This window comes from Mycolicibacterium monacense (assembly GCF_010731575.1).
In the GTDB taxonomy this organism is placed as follows: Bacteria; Actinomycetota; Actinomycetes; order Mycobacteriales; family Mycobacteriaceae; genus Mycobacterium; species Mycobacterium monacense.
This window is the reverse complement of record NZ_AP022617.1, coordinates 2,282,823-2,300,226: the sequence shown is the minus strand read 5'-3', so window position 1 is coordinate 2,300,226 and position 17,404 is coordinate 2,282,823. Positions and strand designations below refer to the sequence as shown.

Genomic DNA, 17,404 nt, shown 5'->3' with positions numbered 1-17,404 from the left:
AACTACACGTGCAAACCCCCGGATTCCTCAAGCGGCTCAACCCGCGGCAACGCCGCGCACGGGTCAATCCCGACGGCACCATGTCGTTGGTCGAACACCTTCACGAGCTGCGCAACCGGCTCCTGGTGGCCGCCGCGGCGATCGTGCTGACGACCATCTTCGGTTTCTTCTGGTACAGCCACGGCATCCTCGGCTTCCACAGCCTCGGCGAATGGCTGCGCGGCCCGTACTGCGCGCTGCCCGAGTCCGCGCGCGCCTCCATCACCGAGGACGGGCAGTGCCGCCTGCTGGCCACCGCGCCGTTCGACCAGTTCATGCTTCGCCTGAAGGTGGCGCTGATGGCGGGCATCGTGCTGGCCTGCCCGGTGTGGCTGCATCAGGTGTGGGCGTTCATCACCCCCGGCCTGTACCGCAACGAACGCCGGTTCGCGATGGCGTTCGTGACCATCGGGGCGGTGCTCTTCATCAGCGGCGCGATCCTGGCCTACGTGGTGCTCGCCACCGCCCTGGGATTCCTGCTGACCGTCGGCAGCGACGTGCAGGTCACCGCGCTCTCGGGTGACCAGTACTTCGGGTTCTTGATCAACCTGCTGCTGGTGTTCGGCTTCAGCTTCGAATTCCCGCTGCTGATCGTGATGCTCAACTTCATCGGGATGCTGCCCTACGAGCGCCTCAAGGCGTGGCGGCGCGGCCTGATCTTCGCGCTGTTCGTGTTCGCCGCCTTCTTCACACCCGGCTCCGACCCGTTCTCCATGCTCGCGCTGGCGTGTGCGCTGACCGTGCTGCTCGAGTTCGCGATCCAGGTCGCGCGCATCCACGACAAGCGCAAGGCGAAGCGGGAAGCCGCCGAAACCGTGCCGGAGGACGAGGCCGCGCCGATCGGCGGCGTCGAACCGATCGAACCGCCCAGCGCGGTGTCGAGCCCCTCCCGATCCACCATTCATGACGAATCCACCTGACACGCAACTCGCCGCATTCGCGGCGGGGATGCCGTTCGCGCTCGACCCGTTCCAGATCCGTGCGTGTGAGGCGCTCGAGAGCGGTCACGGTGTCCTGGTGTGCGCGCCCACCGGCGCCGGCAAGACCGTCGTCGGTGAGTTCGCCGTGCACCTCGCGCTGGCCGCCGGCGGCAAGTGCTTCTACACCACCCCGATCAAGGCGTTGAGCAACCAGAAACACGCCGACCTGGTCCGCCGCTACGGTCCCGAGAAGATCGGGCTGCTCACCGGGGACCAGTCCATCAACGGTGACGCCGACATCGTCGTGATGACCACCGAAGTGCTCCGCAACATGCTCTACGCGGATTCGCCCGCACTGCACGGACTGTCGCACGTGGTGATGGACGAGGTGCATTTCCTCGCCGACCGGATGCGCGGTGCGGTGTGGGAAGAGGTGATCCTGCACCTGCCCGACGAGGTCAGGCTGGTCAGCCTGTCGGCGACCGTGAGCAACGCCGAGGAATTCGGCGGCTGGATCCAGACGGTGCGCGGCGACACCACCGTGGTGGTCGACGAGCACCGGCCGGTTCCGCTCTGGCAGCACGTCCTGGTCGGCAAGCGATTGTTCGACCTGTTCGACTACCGCGCGCACAGCCCGGCCCGCAGCGGACGCGAACTCGTCGTCGACCCGGAACTGCTGCGCCACATCGCCCACCGGCGCGAAGCCGACCGCCTCGCCGATTGGCAGCCGCGCGGCCGGGGCCGCTCGGCGCACCGCAGCCGGCCCACGATCTACCGGCCGCCCGCCCGGCCCGACGTGATCGCCGCCCTGGACCGTGAGGGACTGCTGCCGGCCATCACGTTCGTGTTCTCCCGCGCCGGCTGCGACGCCGCGGTCAAACAGTGTCTGCGCTCACCACTGCGGCTGACGACGAACGAGGAACGCCAGCGCATCGCCGAGGTGATCGACCGCCGCTGCGCCGACCTCGCCGAAGCCGACCTGATCGTGCTGGACTACCACGAATGGCGCGAGGGACTGCTGCGCGGGCTCGCCGCCCACCACGCCGGCATGCTCCCGGTCTTCCGCCACACCGTCGAGGAACTCTTCACCGCCGGGCTGGTCAAGGCCGTGTTCGCCACCGAGACACTGGCATTGGGCATCAACATGCCCGCCCGCACCGTGGTGCTCGAGAAGCTCGTCAAATTCAACGGCGAACAGCACATGCCGCTGACGCCGGGGGAGTACACCCAGCTCACCGGGCGGGCCGGGCGGCGCGGTATCGACGTCGAGGGACACGCGGTGGTGCTGTGGACCCCCGATGTGGAACCCGTCGAGGTGGCAGGGCTGGCCTCGACACGCACGTTCCCGCTCCGGAGTTCGTTCGCGCCGTCGTACAACATGACCATCAACCTGGTGCACCAGATGGGTCCGGCGCAGGCGCGCCAACTGCTCGAGCAGTCGTTCGCCCAGTACCAGGCCGACCGCTCGGTGGTGGGTCTGCGCCGAGGCGTCGAACGCGGCGAACGGATGCTCGACGAGATCGCCGCCGAACTCGGCGGCCGTGACGCGCCGATCCTCGGCTACGTCCGGCTACGCGCGAAGATCTCCGAACGCGAACGCGCACAATCCCGTTCGTCGCGGCTGCAGCGCCGCGCGGCCGCCAACGACGCGCTCAGCGCACTGCGGCGCGGCGACATCATCAGCATCACCAACGGGCGGCGCGGGGGACTGGCCGTCGTCCTCGAATCCGCCCGCGACACCGACGATCCGCGCCCGCTGGTGCTGACCGAACACCGCTGGGCCGGCCGCATCTCCTCGGCCGACTACACCGGCGCGACCCCGCGCGTGGGCACCATGACGCTGCCCAAACGGATCGAGCACCGCAACCCGCGGGTGCGCCGCGACCTGGCGTCGGCACTGCTCTCGGCGGCGGCCGGGCTGGCGACGCCCGAATCCCGGGGCCGGCGCCGTGGCGCGCAGCAGGACGACGACACCGACCCCGAACTCGTGTCGCTGCGTGAGCAGATGCGCCGCCACCCGGCGCACCACCTGCCCGACCACGAGGACAAGGTCCGCATCGCCGAGCGGTACCTGCGGATCGAACGGGACAACGCGCAGATCCAACAGAAGGTCGCCGCCGCCACCAACTCACTCGCCCGCACCTTCGACCGGATCGTCGTCCTCCTCGGCGAGCGCGGGTTCATCGACACCACCGGTGACGACCCGAAAGTCACCGACGACGGCCGCCTGCTGGCCCGCATCTACAGCGAGAGCGATCTGCTGGTGGCGGAGTGCCTGCGCGCAGGCACCTGGGAGGGACTCGACGCCGCAGAGCTGGCCGCGGTGTTGTCGTCGGTGCTGTTCGAGTCCCGCGGCGACACGCCCGGCGTCCCGGCGGGGTCCGAGGCGCCGACGGCGAAGGTGCGTCGCGCGTTGTCACAGACCCGGCGGCTGTCGGCCGAGCTGCGCGCCGACGAGCGCCGTCACCGTCTCAACCCCGGCCGCGAACCCGACGAGGGTTTCGTCGCGGCGATCTACCGGTGGGCGACCACGGGTGACCTGACCACCGCGCTGGCCGCATCGGATGCCTCCGGGGGCGGGTCACCGCTGTCCGCGGGCGATTTCGTGCGATGGTGCCGACAGGTGCTCGACCTGCTCGACCAGGTCCGCAACGCCGCGCCGACGCCCGCCCTGCGCACCGCCGCGAAACGCGCAATCAACGACATTCGACGCGGCGTCGTGGCAGTTGATGCGGGGTAGTGTGTGTTGCCAGCGAGGCCGAGCGAGGACCAAGGAGACACGATGAGCGGACCGCAGGGACCTGATCCGACGCAGCCGTGGGCCGGTCAACAACCGGACGCGGGTACGGATCAGCCGGCCGGCGACCCGTCGAACAATCAGTGGCAGTCGCCCGGGCAGGGCGGCGAGCAGGGCACTTCCGAGACTCCGCAGTGGCAGCAGCCCCCGGCGTACACGCCGCAGCAGTACCCGCAGTATCAGCAGCCGACCGGCCAGCAGCCGCAGTATCAGCCCTACCCGCCGACCGAGCAGTACGGCCAGCCGCAGCAGTATGGCCAACCGCAGTACGGGCAGCCCGGTCAGTACGGTCAGCCGCAGTACGGGCAACCTCAATACGGCCAGCAGCCGCAGTACGGCCAGCAACCCCCGTACGGTCAGCAGCCGCAGTACGGCCAGCCCGGACAGACGGGCCAGTACGGGTCGTTCCCGCCGCCGGGCAGTGAAGACGGTTCGAAGCGTTCCCTCGGCGTGATCGGGGGCATCCTCGGTGCCCTCGTCCTACTGATCGTCATCGTCGTCCTCGTGCTCGGCTTCTGGAAGCCCGGCTTCTTCGTGACGACCAAGCTGGACGTCAACGCCGCCCAGTCCGGTGTGCAGCAGATCCTCACCGACGAGTCGAACGGCTACGGCGCCAAGAACGTCCGCGACGTCAAGTGCAACAACGGGGAGAGCCCCGAGGTGAAGAAGGGCGCCACGTTCGACTGCGAGGTCAGCATCGACGGCACCAAACGTGAAGTCACCGTGACCTTCCAGGACGACGACGGCACCTACGAGGTCGGCCGGCCCCGTTAGTCGAGGGCGTCGAGCGCCTTCTGCAACCGCCCGACCGACGACGTCACGCCGAGGTCGCCCGCCAACTGGGCGACCTTGCGCGGATGCGCTGCGGCCAAGGGCAACTCGTCGGTCTTCGTCGACATCGTGACGGGGGCGTCGGTCGCGACGCGTACCACCGGTTCGGCCGCCTCGATGTAGTCGGCGGCGGCGAGCATCTTCTTGCGGTACGCCTTCGACATCTTCGACTTCGGGTCGTTGGCGGCCGCGACGATCGCCTCCAGGGAGCCGAACTGGGCCAGCAGCGTGGCGGCGGTCTTCTCGCCGACGCCCGGCACGCCGGGCAGCCCGTCGGACGGATCGCCGCGCATCAACGCCAGCTCGGCGTAGGCCGCGCCGGCGCGTTCCTTGGGGACGGCGTACTGGTCGGCGACCTCGGCCGGTCCGAACAGCGTGGCCTTGCTCATCCCGCGGCCGAGGTAGAGGACCCGCACCTCGACCGGGTCGTCGCGCACCACCTGCAGCATGTCGCGGTCGCCGCTGACCACGATCACCCGGTCGCGTTCCTCGGCGGCGGCCAGGGTGCCGAGCACGTCGTCGGCCTCGTAGCCGGGCGCACCGGCGTGCGGGATCCCGAACGCGTCGAGCATCTCCATGATCATGTCGACCTGCGGGGTCAGCTCGTCGGGCACGACCTCGACATCGGTTCCCGCGGCCTGGGGTTCGGCGACGCGGTGCGCCTTGTACGACGGGACCAGGTCGACGCGCCACTGCGGCCGCCAGTCGTCGTCGCGGCACACCACCAGCCGGGACGGCCGCTCACGCCCGATCAGCATCGCGACCGTGTCCAGGAAGCCACGGACCGCGTTGACCGGCCTGCCGTCGGGGGCGGTGATCGACGACGGCAGCGCGAAGTACGACCGGAACCACATGCTCGCACCGTCGAGCAGCAGAAGCGGGGCGCTCATCGGACGCTCGCGAATACGTAGGAGGCGCTGGTGATCGGGCGGTCACCGTTGCCCTCGTCGTGCACCACGACCCGCACCGCGACGGTGTCACCGGCCCCCGCCACCGCTTCGGTGTCGGCCCGGAACGGGCCCACTTTGCCGCGGGCCATGAACATCACGTGCGACGACGTGCCCTGCAGTCGGTCGGTGCCGGCCACCGCGGCGGCGGCGTCGGCGGCCGCGGTCTCGAGGACGACGAACTGCGGCCCGATGTGCAGGGCGGCGTCCGGGGAGGCCACCTCGGCGGACAGTTCCGGGAGCGCCCAGTGCCCGTCGGGTCGCCGGTGCGCGCCGAACACCTGCCACAGCGGCGGCAGGTCGGGGGAGTCGACCACCTCGATCGCGTCGACCTCCATCTTCTGCAGGCCCGCCGGCGGTGTGCCGATGCTGACGCCCTGTCCCTCGATCAGGGCCAGGACGCGTTCGGGTCGGTCGGCGTCGACGATCTTCGCGCGGCTGTAACCCATCTGCCTGCCACGCCGGAGCTCCTCGGAGACGATCTCGATGCGCCGCACGTCGAGGCCGGGGTCGAGCAGCTGACACGAGTGCACGACCGGGTTGGGCACCGCCTCCAGATCAGACATGTGCCCGCTCTCCGGGGCGGCAATGCCCAACACCGACAACAGGAGTCCGCCGGTCGGGTTGCGCATGTCGCTGCGCAGGACCACGGTGTCGTCGACCGCGCGGGGATCCATGGACGCGTACAACCGGCCGATGTAGCGGTAACTGAGCAGGCCACCCCAGCGTCGCCGTAGTTCCTCGGCATACGCATCGTGGTCGTCGATGAGGTCGCGGATATCTCGGAGCATCGTCTAGAACAGTAGCCTTGTCCTCATGACCGGCAGCCGATTCGACACCGATGTCTACGCCCGACGACTCCAGTCCGCCGCCGCCGCGGCGCGTGACGCCGGATTGGCCGGCCTGGTCATCACGCCCGGTTACGACCTGCGCTATCTGGTGGGTTCGCGGGCGCAGACCTTCGAACGGCTGACCGCGCTGGTGCTGCCCGCTGACGGGGACCCGACGATCGTGGTGCCGCGGCTGGAGTTGGCGGCGCTGAAGGAGTCCGCGTTACCCGAACTCGGTGTGGCGGTGCGGGACTGGGTCGACGGCGACAACCCGTACGAACTGGTCGCCGAGGCGCTCGGCGGTGGGACGCTGCGCACCGCGGTGACCGATTCGATGCCCGCGCTGCACCTGCTGCCGCTGGCCGGGGTGCTCGGCGAGGTGCCGGTGCTGGCCACCGATGTGCTGCGCCGGTTGAGGATGCGCAAGGACGCCGCCGAGATCGACGCCCTGCGCAAGGCCGGTGCGGCCATCGACCGCGTGCATGCGCGGGTCCCGGAGTTCCTGGTGGCCGGTCGCACCGAGGCCGACGTCGCCGCGGACATCGCGGAAGCCATTGTCGCCGAAGGGCATTCGGAGGTGGCGTTCATCATCGTCGGATCCGGCCCGCACGGCGCCGACCCGCACCACGAATGCTCGAACCGCGAACTGCGGGCCGGGGACGTCGTCGTCGTCGACATCGGCGGCCCCTACGAACCCGGATACAACTCCGACTCGACGCGCACCTACAGCCTCGGCGAACCCGATCCCGAGGTGGCGCGCCGCTACGCCGTGTTGCAGCGCGCCCAGCGGGCCGCCGTCGAGGCGGTGCGTCCGGGCGTCACCGCCGAGCAGATCGACGCCGCCGCGCGTGACGTGCTGGCCGCCGAGGGGTTGGCCGAGGCGTTCGTGCACCGCACCGGCCACGGTATCGGCCTGTCGGTGCACGAGGAGCCCTACATCGTGGCCGGCAACGATCTGCCGCTCGAGGTCGGTATGGCGTTCAGCGTCGAACCCGGCATCTACTTCCCGGGGCAGTGGGGCGCACGCATCGAGGACATCGTGATCGTCACCGAGGACGGCGCGGAGTCGGTGAACAACCGGCCGCACGACCTGGTGGTGGTGCCTGCCGGACCGGCCGCGGCCGGTTAGTCCGAGGAGCGGTCGAGGAGCTGGGAGGAGCCCAGCACCCGCTCGACGCGTACCTCGATCACCACGCGCTCCGGGTTGACCCGCGGTGTTCGGTACCGCTGGGCGTAGCGCAGTTCGGCGTCCCGGACGGCGTCCGGATCGGAGTTCACGGTCGACTTGCCCTCCAGCGACAGCCAGCGGGCGCCGTCGACCTGGCTGAGCACCGCGACACCCCGTTGTTCGGCGTTGACCGCCTTCTGCGAGCCGCCGGAGGTGATCACCCGGGCGATGTGCGTCTTCGGGTCGAAGGTGAACCCGACCGCCACGACGTGCGGAGAGTTGTCCGACCGCAGGGTGGTCAGCATCGCGAGGTGGCGTTCGGTCAGGAACGCCAATGCATCGCTGGTCAGCCGGGTGGTCGCCTTGCGGCCCGATGTAGCCACGGGACCCACGCTAGCGCAGGACATACTGGCAGCCGTGAAGGACACGGATAGCGGTTTGGTGGTGATCTTCGGCGGCCGCAGCGAGATCGGCGTCGAGGTGGCGACGCGGCTGGCGCCGGGCGCGACCGTGGTGCTGGCCGCGCGTGGCGCCGACCGCCTCGACGAGCAGGTCTCCGCGGTGCAGTCGGCGGGCGCCGCGGCGGTGCACACCGTCGAGTTCGACGCCGACGACCTCGGCTCGCACGCCCCGTTGGTGGCGAAGCTGGTGGCCGAGCACGGCCCGATCGCCACCGCGGTCCTCGCCTTCGGCATCCTCGGCGACCAGGCCCGCGCCGAACGCGACCCCGCGCATGCGGCGGCGATCGTGCACACCGACTTCGTCGCACAGGTCAGCCTGCTCACGGTGCTGGCGACGACGATGCGCGAGGCGGGCCGCGGGCCGTTGGTCGGTGAGCGCCCCGCGCGAAGATCATCCATCGTCGTGTTCTCCTCGGTGGCCGGCGCCCGTGTCCGGCGAGCCAACTACGTCTACGGCTCGGCCAAGGCCGGACTCGACGGTTTCGCCAACGGGCTGGCCGACGCGCTGCACGGTTCGGGGGTGCACCTGCTGCTCGTGCGGCCGGGCTTCGTGATCGGGCGGATGACCGCGGGGATGGACCCCGCCCCGCTGTCGAGCACCCCGGCCCAGGTGGCCGAGGCGACGGTGAAGGCGCTCGCCAAGGGGCGCCGTGAGGTGTGGATCCCACGGTCGCTGGGTGCCGCGGTGGTGGTCATGCGGTTGATGCCGCGGTTCGTGTGGCGCAGGATGCCGAGGTGACGACGAGCAGGGTCGTGGTGGTCGGGATCGGCGCCGACGGGATGGCCGGGCTCGCCCGGGCGTCTGCTGACGAATTACGCCGGGCGACAACAGTTTACGGGTCGCGACGCCAACTCGACCTGCTCGACGACACCGTGACCGCCGAACGCCGCGAATGGCCGTCGCCGCTGATGCCCGCCCTGCAGGCCATCCGCGACGACCCGGCGGGTGACGTCCACATCGTGGCCAGCGGCGATCCGATGCTGCACGGCATCGGCGGCTCGGCGGTGCGGATGTTCGGACCCGACCGCGTCACGGTCCTACCGCATGTGTCGTCGGTGACGCTGGCCTGCGCCCGCCTCGGCTGGGCGGTACAGGACACCGAGGTCATCAGCCTGGTCACCGCCGCGCCGCGGACCGCGGTACGCCGTGGCGGCCATGCGGTCGTCCTGTCCCGCGACGAGTCCACGCCCGCGACGCTGGCCCGGTCGTTGACCGACACCGGGCGGGGAGAGTCTGAGATGACGCTGCTCGAGCAACTCGGCGGACCGGAAGAGCGCAGGCGTACCGGCACGGCCCGGTCCTGGTCGGCCGACCCGCCCGGGGACGTGGACGCCCTCAACGTCATCGCCGTCCGCTACCGGCCCGACGACCGGCAGTTGCAGGTGCTGCCCGACGAGGCCTTCGCCCACGACGGGCAGATCACCAAACAGTCGATGCGCGCGGTCACCCTGGCCGCGCTGGCACCGCGCCCGGGCGAGTTGTTGTGGGACGTGGGCGCCGGTTCGGGCAGCATCGGCATCGAGTGGTGCCGCAGCGGAGCGGGATGCCGGGCGATCGCGTTCGAGCGGGACGGGACGCGCCGGGAGCGCATCGCGGCCAACGCGGACGCCCACGGTGTCGACGTCGAGGTGCGGGGTGCGGCGCCGGAGTCGTTCGACGGGGTTCCGCAGCCGTCGGCGGTGTTCATCGGCGGGGGTCTGACTCGTCCCGGCCTGCTCGACGGCTGCGTGGATGCGCTGCCACCGGGTGGCCGGCTGGTCGCCAACGCCGTCACAGCGGAGTCCGAAGTCGTTCTCGTGCAGTGGTATTCGAAGATGGGTGGAGAGTTGCGCCGCTACCAGCACTACCGTGGTGAGCCGGTCGGGACGTTCACCGGCTGGCGCCCCGCCATGCCGGTGACGCAGTGGGTGGTGGTCAAACCGTGACGGTCTACTTCATCGGGGCCGGTCCGGGGGCCGCCGATCTGATCACAGTGCGCGGACAACGGCTGCTCGGCCGGTGTCCGGTGTGCCTGTACGCCGGTTCGATCATGCCCGAGGACCTGTTGGCGCTGTGCCCGCCGGATGCGCGCATCGTCGACACCGGCCCGCTCACGCTCGACCAGATCGTCGACGAACTCGCACAGGCGCACGCCGACGGCAAGGACGTGGCGCGTCTGCACTCCGGGGATCCGTCGATCTACAGCGCGCTGGCCGAACAGTGCCGCCGCCTCGACGCGCTGGGCGTGGACTACGAGATCGTGCCCGGGGTGCCCGCGTTCGCGGCCGCGGCGGCCGCGCTGGGCCACGAACTCACCGTGCCGGGCGTATCCCAGACCGTCACCCTGAGCCGGGTCGCCACACTGTCGACGGCCATGCCGCCCGGTGAGGATCTGCGCACCCTGTCCGCGTCGGGCGGCACCCTGGTGCTGCACCTGGCCGCCGCGCAGATCGACAACATCGTGCCCGAACTGCTCGCCGGCGGCTATCGCCCGGAAACACCGTGTGCCGTCGTGGCATTCGCGAGCTGGCCGGAGGAGATCGTATTGCGCGGCACCCTGGCCGACATCGCCGCGCAGATGCACGACGCCGCCGTCACCCGCACCGCGGTGATCGTCATCGGTGACGTGCTGGCGGCCGGCGGCACCGAGAGCTACCTGTACTCGTCGGGGCGCGTGCGGCGCGGGCGGCACTGATGCGGATCCTGCTGCTGGGCGGGACGGGGGAGGCGCGTGCGCTCGCAGCGGCCCTGCACCCCGACGTCGAGGTGATCAGCTCCCTGGCGGGCCGGGTCCCCGATCCGGCGCTGCCGGTGGGCCAGGTGCGCATCGGCGGGTTCGGCGGCGTCGACGGTCTGCGTCGGTGGCTGACCGACACCCCGGTCGACGCGGTCGTCGACGCGACGCATCCGTTCGCGGCGACCATCACCGCGACCGCCGCCGCCGTCTGCGCGGACCTGGGGTTGCCCCACCTGCTGCTGGCCCGGCCCGCGTGGTCCGCGGGCGACGCGATTTTGGTGAGCTCCGACCGGGAGGCCGCGACGACCGTTGCGGCGAAGGGTTTCTCGAGGATCTTCCTGACCACCGGGCGCACCGGCGTCGACGCCTTCCGCGACAGCGACGCCTGGTTCCTCATCCGAGCGGTCACCCCACCCGACGCCGAGGTCCTACCGCGCCACCACGAACTGCTGCTCTCGCGCGGCCCGTACCGCTACGACGACGAACTCGCCGCGCTGCGGACCCATCGCATCGAGGCGCTGGTGACCAAGAACAGCGGCGGGGACATGACCCGGCCGAAACTGGATGCGGCCGCGACGCTGGGCATACCCGTCGTCATGGTCGACCGGCCACCGGTTCCGCCGGGAGTCCGCACGGTGGGGACGGTGCCGGAGGCGGTGGCGTGGGTCAGGTCGCTGGCGCGATGAGGTCGAGGGTGCCCAACTCGCGGATCGCCTGACATCCGCGGGCGGCCATCACCAGCATCATCTCGTCGCCACGCTCGGTGGACGTGGCGAACGCACAGCCGAGCACTGTGATCAGCGGAGCCTGCAGCATGCCCAAACGGTAATCGCGCCAACAGGTTTCGCTGTCATATCCGGTCACGCCGTGGCTGAGCAGCCGCCGGTGGTAGGCGTCGACCAGATCGCGTTCGACGGCCGCCCTGGTCTCCGGCTGCAGGCTGGTCGCGGTGAAGTAGGACAGGTCCCTGGCCGGCAGCCCGGAGCCGAGGGTCTGCCAGTCCACCACGGTGATCCGTGACCGGTCCGGGTCGAAGAGCATGTTGTCGAGCCGGTAGTCGCCGTGCAGCACCGCGAACCGGTCCGGTTCGGACAGCAGCCACGGCGTCACCACCGACATTGCGGCGCTCAGCGTTTCGCGATCCTCGGGGCGCATCCGGTCGCCGAGACGGTCCAGCGTGATGCCCGTCGCCATGGTCGCCACTTCGCCGAAACCCTGCGCCGACGCCGGTTCCGGCTTGGGCATCGCGATACCGGGGAAATCCGCCCACTGCGGGTCGCACCACGTCGGACCGTGCAGATCGGCCAACGCCTCGACCGCGAGGCGCGCCTCCTCGGCGCTGCAGCCGGCGATCTGGTCGCCCTGCACCGCGGGCGCCATGTCCCCGAGCAGCAGCACGAAATCGACGCCCTCCCCGGCGATCTCGCAGTGATAGCACGGCGGGATCGGGATCTGCACCTGCTCGGCGAGATTCGTGTAGAACGCATGCTCGGAGCGGTAGCCGATCGCGACCCGGTCGCGCACCGCATCGTCCTGGGACGGCAGCTTGATCGCGAACGAGGTGGGCAGGTCGGGCTGCGGATCGGCGTAGGTGACCGACACCCGGTAGGTGGCGCCGGTCTGTCCGGTACCGATGGCCACGGTGTCGATCGCGCGGACCTCGACCGGCGAACCGTCGCGGGTCAACGCCGCTCCCAACCACTCCGGGGTGACATCTGCCGGCTTAGCGGGAATGAGGGCCTGCACGGCACCGCCTTTCGTCACAGTGTGACGCGTGACACTATCACCCCGGGTAGTAACGCGGCGTGAAGACCCGATCGCCCGCATCGTCGCTGTACCACTGGGTCTGCGACGATCCGACGATCAGCAGACACCGCATGTCGACGTCGGCGGGGTCCAGATCGGCCAACCGCACCACCTTGACGTGCTCCCGCTGTCCCGCGACGTCGCGGCCGATCACCACCGGCGTGCCGGGATCGCGGTGGGCCAGCAGCAGGTCGCGCATCGCGCCGACCTGCCAGGTGCGGGTCTTCGACGCCGGGTTGTAGATCGCCAGCACCAGATCGGCCTGCGCGGCCGCGGTCAGCCGGGCTTCGATGATCTCCCACGGTTTGAGCCGGTCGGACAGCGAGATCACCGCATAGTCGTGGCCCAGCGGGGCGCCGACGCGGCTGGCGACGGCCTGGGCCGCCGTCATCGCCGGGATCACCCGCACCTCGACACCCGGCCACTGCTTGGCCTCCTCGAGGACGGCGGTCGCCATCGCGAACACGCCGGGATCGCCGGAGGACACCACCGCCACGGCGCGCCCCTGTTCGGCGAGCGTGCATGCCAGCCGGGCGCGGGCCGGTTCGTCGGTGTTGTCGCTGGGATGGCGCTGCTGACCGTCCCGCAGGCCGACGCGGTCGAGGTAGGGGCCGTAGCCGATCAGATCCGTGGCCGCGGCGAGTTCACGGCGGCTCTGCGGGGTCATCCACTCCGCCGCGCCGGGGCCCAGCCCGACGACGGTGACGCTGCCGGTCACCGCGCGCCGGCGCCCGCCACCGGGGATCATCGCCAACGAGAAGTACGGCACCTTGTCGTCGCCGTCGACGTCGGCGGCGGACAGGGTCCGCTGATCGGGGGTACTGGCGCGTTCGACGTAGAAGGCCTCGTCGAGCCGGCCGGTCGCGGCGAGCGCGGCCCGCACCGCCGGATACGAGCGGCCCAGCTTGAGCACGACCGCGGCGTCGGTGTCGGCCAGTCGCCGCTCGAGTTCGTCGGCGGGCAGGGTGCCCGGCAGGATCGTGAGCACCCCTTCGCCCTGGACCAGCGGTGTGGCGATGGCCGCCGACGCCGCACTCACCGACGTCACGCCCGGCACGATCTCGGCGGTGAACCGCTCGGTGAGCCGGGTGTGCATGTGCATGTAGGAGCTGTAGAACAGCGGATCGCCCTCGGCGAGCAACGCCACGTCACGGCCGGCGTCCAGATGCGCGGCGATCCGCTCGGCGGCTTCGCGGTAGAAGTCCTCCATCGCACCGGCGTAACCGCCGGGATGGTCGGTCACCTCGGTGGTCACCGGATAGACCAGGTGCTCCTCGATCTGACCGTCGCGCAGATAGGGCTCGGCGATGCGGCGCGCGATGCTGCGGCCGTGCCGTGCACTGTGGTACGCCACGACGTCGGCCTGCCCGATCACCCGGGCCGCCTTGACGGTGACGAGTTCGGGGTCGCCGGGTCCCAGCCCGACTCCGTACAGCGTGCCGCGCGTCTTCATGGGCGGGTTCATTCGCGCTCACTCGCAATCGCATTGACCGCGGCGGCCGCCATCGCGCTGCCGCCCCGCCGGCCGGTCACCACCAGGTACGCCATCCCGCGGGGCCGCGCGATGAGTTCGTCCTTCGACTGCGCGGAGCCGACGAATCCGACCGGCCCGCCCAGTACCGCCGCCGGAACCGGCGCACCCTGGTCGATCAACTCGAGCAACCGGAACAGGGCCGTCGGCGCGTTCCCGATAGCGAGCACCGCTCCGCCCAGCCGGTCGGCCCACAGGTCGACCGCCGCCGCGGAGCGGGTGAACCCCAGCCGCGCCGCGAGTTCGGGGGCGCGCGGGTCGGCGACCAGGGACACCACCTCGTTGTCGGCGGGCAGCCGCGACCGGGTGATCCCGGCGGCCACCATCGACGAATCGCACAGCACCGGCGCGCCCGCGGCCAGCGCGGCCTGCGCACGGGAGACGACGTCGTCGCTGAACGCCACGTGGTCGGCCACGTCGACCTGACCGCAGGTGTGGATCAGCCGGACCACCACCCGGGCCACGTCGTCGGGGAACCGCGCCAGATCCGCCTCGTCGCGGATCGTCGCGAACGACTGCCGGTAGATCTCGGCGGCGTCGCGGATGTAGTCCAGCACGCCGCTCACCCTACGACGGGCGTCGGCGCGGCCGATAACCGTCCGGGCCCGCGATCAGCACCTCGCCGACCGGCGGGCTGCCGCAGGCGCGTTCGCACCCGACAAAGTGACGATGACCCGGCGCGGGGGCGTCGACCGCGGCGGCGGCATCGGCGCGCACGTCGGCGGCCGAACGTTCGCAGCCCGGGCTTCCCGTGCAGGCGCTGACGTCGAGCCAGGGGGAGTTCTCGTCGAACACCAGCCCCATCGGCGCCAGCACCCGAAGGGCCACGTCCGCGACGCCTTCGTCGAGGTCGCAGATCAGCAGGGACCGCCATGGCGTGATGACCACCGGCGCCTCGACCGCGCCGACGAATTCGGCGGTCCTGGCGGGCAGCACACCGAGCGGAATCCCGGCGCCCAGGGTGACCCGGCCGTCGTCCTGGGCGATCCAGCCGACCGGCGGACGGACCACCGGGGGCCAGGTCGCACCCGGCTCCGCGGTGACCGCGACGCCGGCGAGCAGATCCTGCGGTGTGGCGAGTTCACCGACGCGCCAGGCGTTGCCCCGTACCGCGACGAACCGGACCGCCACCTCGATGAGCGTGCGCACCGCATCGTCGAGGGACAGGCGCACGCCGGTGTCCCGGCCGGCCAGCAGCAGCGCCGCCAACTCGCCGTCGAGGGCGTGCACACCGACGTCGGTGCCCAGGCCGGAGATGTCGCCGCGACCGTCGTCGAGGCCGAACCAGAACCGGCCGGAGGACTCGGCGAGTACGGGTTCCCGCCGGATCGCCGCGTCGAGGTCGAGCACCAGGGGGCGCAGGTCGGCGAGCCCGCCGGAGCGCCCGGACAGGGGAGAGGCGACGATGTTGCGGACCCGCTCGTGGGTCGGCGACGGCAGCAGACCGGCCGCCGCGACCGCATCGGCCACCGCTCCGGTGTCGGTGATGCCGCGGATCTGGAGGTTGCCGCGCGACGTCAGTTCCAGATCCGGTGAGCCGAAGCGGGTGGCGGCCTGCGCGAGAGCGGTGAGCGCGGCGCCGGAGAGCATGCCGCCGGGCAGCCGGACCCGGGCCAGCGCGCCGTCAGCGGCCCGGTGCACCGAGAGGGCACCCGGGCACGCGTCCTGATCGCGGGATCGAGTCGTCACTGTCCGCCATTCTAGGAACGGGCGTCGTCCGTCACCGGCGGCGTCCCGCCCACGGATCGGGCACAGCCGTCCAGGATTTCTTTGATCGCGGCACTTTCAGCGAGATCCGGCGCCCGTTCTGATCTGCGGCGGCCCGCCATTCACTAGGCTCCGCGATGTCAGGGTCACATCGGGGAACAGGAGCCGGTCATGAAAGCCCGCGCCAAGCAAGACGAGGAAGACGTCCGCCGGCTTCGCGAGTTCGCCGAATTCGCGGACTTCTCCGACGACGATCTCCGGCGTCTCGTTCGAGCGGCACACCGCACCTCGACCTCGGCGCCGTGGCCGTTGATCCACGAGCAGACCCCGTCGGACGCCTGCTTCATCCTGCTGAGCGGATCAGCCTCGGTGTACCTCGGCCGCGACCGCGTGGCGGAGTTGTCGCCGGGTGAGGTCATCGGCGAATCAGCCCTGCGTCAGGGGAAGCTGCGGTCGGCGACCGTGACGACGACGGGTCCGGCGGAGGTGTTGCGCATCGGCCGGGAGGACTTCGCGCAGCTGCTCGACGAGATCCCCGCGCTGCGCGGAACGGTCGACGACACCGTCGCGCGTCACACGTCGGGGACGCCGGCGACCGAGTAGCTCAACTCGCCAGCGCGACCGGTGCCACCACTTCGGAGTAGCCCGAGGCGTCACCGGCGACGACCCGGCTGTGCTGCCCGTACACGTCGACGGGGATGTCGCCGGCCAGCGTGACGCGGCTCAGCCGCCGGTACTGGTCGTCGTAGTCGGCCACCGCGTAGTGCTGGGTCGCGCGGTTGTCCCAGACGGCCAGATCACCCGGTTCCCAACTCCACCGCACGGTGTTCTCCAGCTTGGTCACGCGGTTCTGCAGCAGCGCGAGCAGTGCGGTCGACTCGGCGACCCCCAGGCCGACGAACTGCTTGATGAAGTGGCCGAGCAGCAGCACCCTCCGGCCCGTCTCGGGGTGGATGCGCACCACCGGGTGTTCGGTCTCGAAGTACTCGGACACGAACTCCTCGCGGTACTCGCGTTCGGTGGCGGCCAGCGCCTCCCGACGGCCGTCGTAGTCGGCGGCGTAGTCGAACTGGTTGGTGTGCACCGCCCACAGGTTCTCCACCAGCGCCCGCAACGGTGCCGGCAGCTGGTCGTACGCGGCCTCCGTCGACGCCCACGTGGTGGTGCCCCCGTACGCCGGCAGGGTGACGGCGCGCAGCAGCGAGGCCTTGGGGATGCGATCGACGAACGTGACGTCGGTGTGCCAGCTGTTGGCCTTGTCGTAGCGCGAGTCGATCGGCAGGATCCGGTGCCCGCGCGAGGTCACCGTCGGATGGGCCGTGGTCGGGGTGCCCAGCCGTCGCGCGAACGCCAGCTGCCCGTCGTCGTCGAGGTGGTGCTGACCGCGGAAGAAGATCACCTTGTGTTCGAGCAACGCCTCGTTGATCGCGGTCACGGTCACCGGGTCCAGCCCGCCACCGACCCGGACCCCCTCGATCCGGGCCCCGATGTTGGCGCCCAGCTTCACCACTCGTGACGACATGCCGGTCAGGGTGGCCGCCGCGTCGAATCCGCACCATGGTTTGGCTCACGGCGAACCGAATCTCCTCGCGGCCCGGTCCGTTTCGTTTACGGTGACGCGGGGTATCGGCAAACTCGGCACTCAACGGG

General features: G+C 70.8%; 17 protein-coding genes. 9 read left to right on the top strand and 8 right to left on the bottom strand.

Going from position 1 to position 17,404, the window contains the following annotated elements:
- Positions 1–8 precede the first annotated feature (8 nt).
- Genes tatC through G6N49_RS10930 form a run of 3 tightly spaced genes read left to right on the top strand, consistent with a single transcriptional unit; the run spans position 9 to position 4,530 of the window.
- A complete protein-coding gene (gene tatC, locus G6N49_RS10940; protein ID WP_011855604.1) occupies positions 9–959 on the top strand; it encodes a twin-arginine translocase subunit TatC in 951 nt (316 codons plus the stop codon).
- Positions 943–3,699, top strand: coding sequence for a DEAD/DEAH box helicase (locus tag G6N49_RS10935; RefSeq protein ID WP_011855605.1), 2,757 nt, complete (start codon positions 943–945; stop codon positions 3,697–3,699). The genes tatC and G6N49_RS10935 overlap by 17 nt, the downstream gene beginning before the upstream one ends.
- Before the next feature lie 42 nt (positions 3,700–3,741).
- Positions 3,742–4,530 carry a DUF4333 domain-containing protein gene (locus G6N49_RS10930; RefSeq protein ID WP_011559873.1) on the top strand — a complete coding sequence of 263 codons (789 nt, stop codon included), beginning with the start codon at positions 3,742–3,744 and terminating at the stop codon, positions 4,528–4,530.
- Here G6N49_RS10930 and G6N49_RS10925 read toward each other — a convergent pair.
- Both G6N49_RS10925 and G6N49_RS10920 read right to left on the bottom strand, forming a co-directional pair.
- Positions 4,527–5,477 carry a 5'-3' exonuclease gene (locus tag G6N49_RS10925; protein ID WP_011855606.1) on the bottom strand — a complete coding sequence of 317 codons (951 nt, stop codon included), beginning with the start codon at positions 5,475–5,477 and terminating at the stop codon, positions 4,527–4,529. The genes G6N49_RS10930 and G6N49_RS10925 overlap by 4 nt on opposite strands.
- Positions 5,474–6,325, bottom strand: coding sequence for a hypothetical protein (locus G6N49_RS10920; RefSeq protein ID WP_011855607.1), 852 nt, complete (start codon positions 6,323–6,325; stop codon positions 5,474–5,476). The genes G6N49_RS10925 and G6N49_RS10920 overlap by 4 nt, the downstream gene beginning before the upstream one ends.
- Before the next feature lie 25 nt (positions 6,326–6,350).
- On the opposite strand from G6N49_RS10920, the gene G6N49_RS10915 reads away from it, so the two are divergent.
- Positions 6,351–7,493 (top strand): M24 family metallopeptidase, encoded by a 1,143-nt coding sequence (locus G6N49_RS10915; protein ID WP_011855608.1) that lies wholly within the window; start codon positions 6,351–6,353, stop codon positions 7,491–7,493.
- Here the strand turns inward: G6N49_RS10915 and G6N49_RS10910 are convergent.
- A complete protein-coding gene (locus G6N49_RS10910; RefSeq protein ID WP_167535181.1) occupies positions 7,490–7,939 on the bottom strand; it encodes a F420-dependent biliverdin reductase in 450 nt (149 codons plus the stop codon). The genes G6N49_RS10915 and G6N49_RS10910 overlap by 4 nt on opposite strands.
- Positions 7,940–7,949: 10 nt before the next feature.
- Between G6N49_RS10910 and G6N49_RS10905 the strand changes: the two genes are divergently transcribed.
- From G6N49_RS10905 to G6N49_RS10890, 4 genes are read left to right on the top strand one after another with little or no spacing between them, the layout of a single operon-like run.
- Positions 7,950–8,732, top strand: coding sequence for an SDR family NAD(P)-dependent oxidoreductase (locus tag G6N49_RS10905; RefSeq protein ID WP_011559878.1), 783 nt, complete (start codon positions 7,950–7,952; stop codon positions 8,730–8,732).
- 14 nt (positions 8,733–8,746) lie between these two features.
- Positions 8,747–9,919: a bifunctional cobalt-precorrin-7 (C(5))-methyltransferase/cobalt-precorrin-6B (C(15))-methyltransferase gene (locus G6N49_RS10900; RefSeq protein ID WP_011855609.1), complete on the top strand. Its 1,173-nt coding sequence runs from the start codon at positions 8,747–8,749 to the stop codon at positions 9,917–9,919.
- On the top strand, positions 9,916–10,668 hold the full coding sequence (gene cobM / locus G6N49_RS10895; protein ID WP_011855610.1) for a precorrin-4 C(11)-methyltransferase: 753 nt from the start codon (positions 9,916–9,918) through the stop codon (positions 10,666–10,668). The genes G6N49_RS10900 and cobM overlap by 4 nt, the downstream gene beginning before the upstream one ends.
- Positions 10,668–11,396, top strand: coding sequence for a cobalt-precorrin-6A reductase (locus tag G6N49_RS10890; protein ID WP_011855611.1), 729 nt, complete (start codon positions 10,668–10,670; stop codon positions 11,394–11,396). Before cobM ends, G6N49_RS10890 begins: the two co-directional genes overlap by 1 nt.
- Here the strand turns inward: G6N49_RS10890 and G6N49_RS10885 are convergent.
- The 4 genes from G6N49_RS10885 to cobG are packed head-to-tail and all read right to left on the bottom strand — an operon-like array spanning position 11,377 to position 15,736.
- A complete protein-coding gene (locus G6N49_RS10885; protein ID WP_011855612.1) occupies positions 11,377–12,456 on the bottom strand; it encodes a phosphotransferase family protein in 1,080 nt (359 codons plus the stop codon). The two genes, G6N49_RS10890 and G6N49_RS10885, sit on opposite strands and share 20 nt — an antisense overlap.
- A gap of 37 nt (positions 12,457–12,493) precedes the next feature.
- On the bottom strand, positions 12,494–13,969 hold the full coding sequence (locus G6N49_RS10880) for a precorrin-2 C(20)-methyltransferase (protein ID WP_041925048.1): 1,476 nt from the start codon (positions 13,967–13,969) through the stop codon (positions 12,494–12,496).
- An 8-nt stretch (positions 13,970–13,977) separates the two neighbouring features.
- Positions 13,978–14,604 (bottom strand): precorrin-8X methylmutase, encoded by a 627-nt coding sequence (locus tag G6N49_RS10875; protein WP_011559884.1) that lies wholly within the window; start codon positions 14,602–14,604, stop codon positions 13,978–13,980.
- 10 nt (positions 14,605–14,614) lie between these two features.
- The gene (gene cobG, locus G6N49_RS10870; protein ID WP_011559885.1) at positions 14,615–15,736 is read right to left on the bottom strand and encodes a precorrin-3B synthase; all 1,122 of its coding nucleotides are present in this window, start codon (positions 15,734–15,736) and stop codon (positions 14,615–14,617) included.
- 189 nt (positions 15,737–15,925) lie between these two features.
- Between cobG and G6N49_RS10865 the strand changes: the two genes are divergently transcribed.
- Positions 15,926–16,357, top strand: coding sequence for a cyclic nucleotide-binding domain-containing protein (locus G6N49_RS10865; protein WP_011559886.1), 432 nt, complete (start codon positions 15,926–15,928; stop codon positions 16,355–16,357).
- Between the two features lies 1 nt (position 16,358).
- On the opposite strand, the gene G6N49_RS10860 is transcribed toward G6N49_RS10865, so the two are convergent.
- Positions 16,359–17,276 (bottom strand): TauD/TfdA dioxygenase family protein, encoded by a 918-nt coding sequence (locus G6N49_RS10860; RefSeq protein WP_011559887.1) that lies wholly within the window; start codon positions 17,274–17,276, stop codon positions 16,359–16,361.
- Positions 17,277–17,404 lie beyond the last annotated feature (128 nt).

What these genes read in the sequence shown, in the direction of transcription:
- G6N49_RS10935 (WP_011855605.1), top strand. Translation starts at nt 943, where the DNA reads ATGACGAATCCACCTGACACGCAACTCGCCGCATTCGCGGCGGGGATG.
- G6N49_RS10930 (WP_011559873.1), top strand. Translation starts at nt 3,742, where the DNA reads ATGAGCGGACCGCAGGGACCTGATCCGACGCAGCCGTGGGCCGGTCAA.
- G6N49_RS10925 (WP_011855606.1), bottom strand. Translation starts at nt 5,477, where the DNA reads ATGAGCGCCCCGCTTCTGCTGCTCGACGGTGCGAGCATGTGGTTCCGG.
- G6N49_RS10920 (WP_011855607.1), bottom strand. Translation starts at nt 6,325, where the DNA reads ATGCTCCGAGATATCCGCGACCTCATCGACGACCACGATGCGTATGCC.
- G6N49_RS10915 (WP_011855608.1), top strand. Translation starts at nt 6,351, where the DNA reads ATGACCGGCAGCCGATTCGACACCGATGTCTACGCCCGACGACTCCAG.
- G6N49_RS10910 (WP_167535181.1), bottom strand. Translation starts at nt 7,939, where the DNA reads ATGTCCTGCGCTAGCGTGGGTCCCGTGGCTACATCGGGCCGCAAGGCG.
- G6N49_RS10890 (WP_011855611.1), top strand. Translation starts at nt 10,668, where the DNA reads ATGCGGATCCTGCTGCTGGGCGGGACGGGGGAGGCGCGTGCGCTCGCA.
- G6N49_RS10880 (WP_041925048.1), bottom strand. Translation starts at nt 13,969, where the DNA reads ATGAAGACGCGCGGCACGCTGTACGGAGTCGGGCTGGGACCCGGCGAC.
- G6N49_RS10865 (WP_011559886.1), top strand. Translation starts at nt 15,926, where the DNA reads ATGAAAGCCCGCGCCAAGCAAGACGAGGAAGACGTCCGCCGGCTTCGC.
- G6N49_RS10860 (WP_011559887.1), bottom strand. Translation starts at nt 17,276, where the DNA reads ATGTCGTCACGAGTGGTGAAGCTGGGCGCCAACATCGGGGCCCGGATC.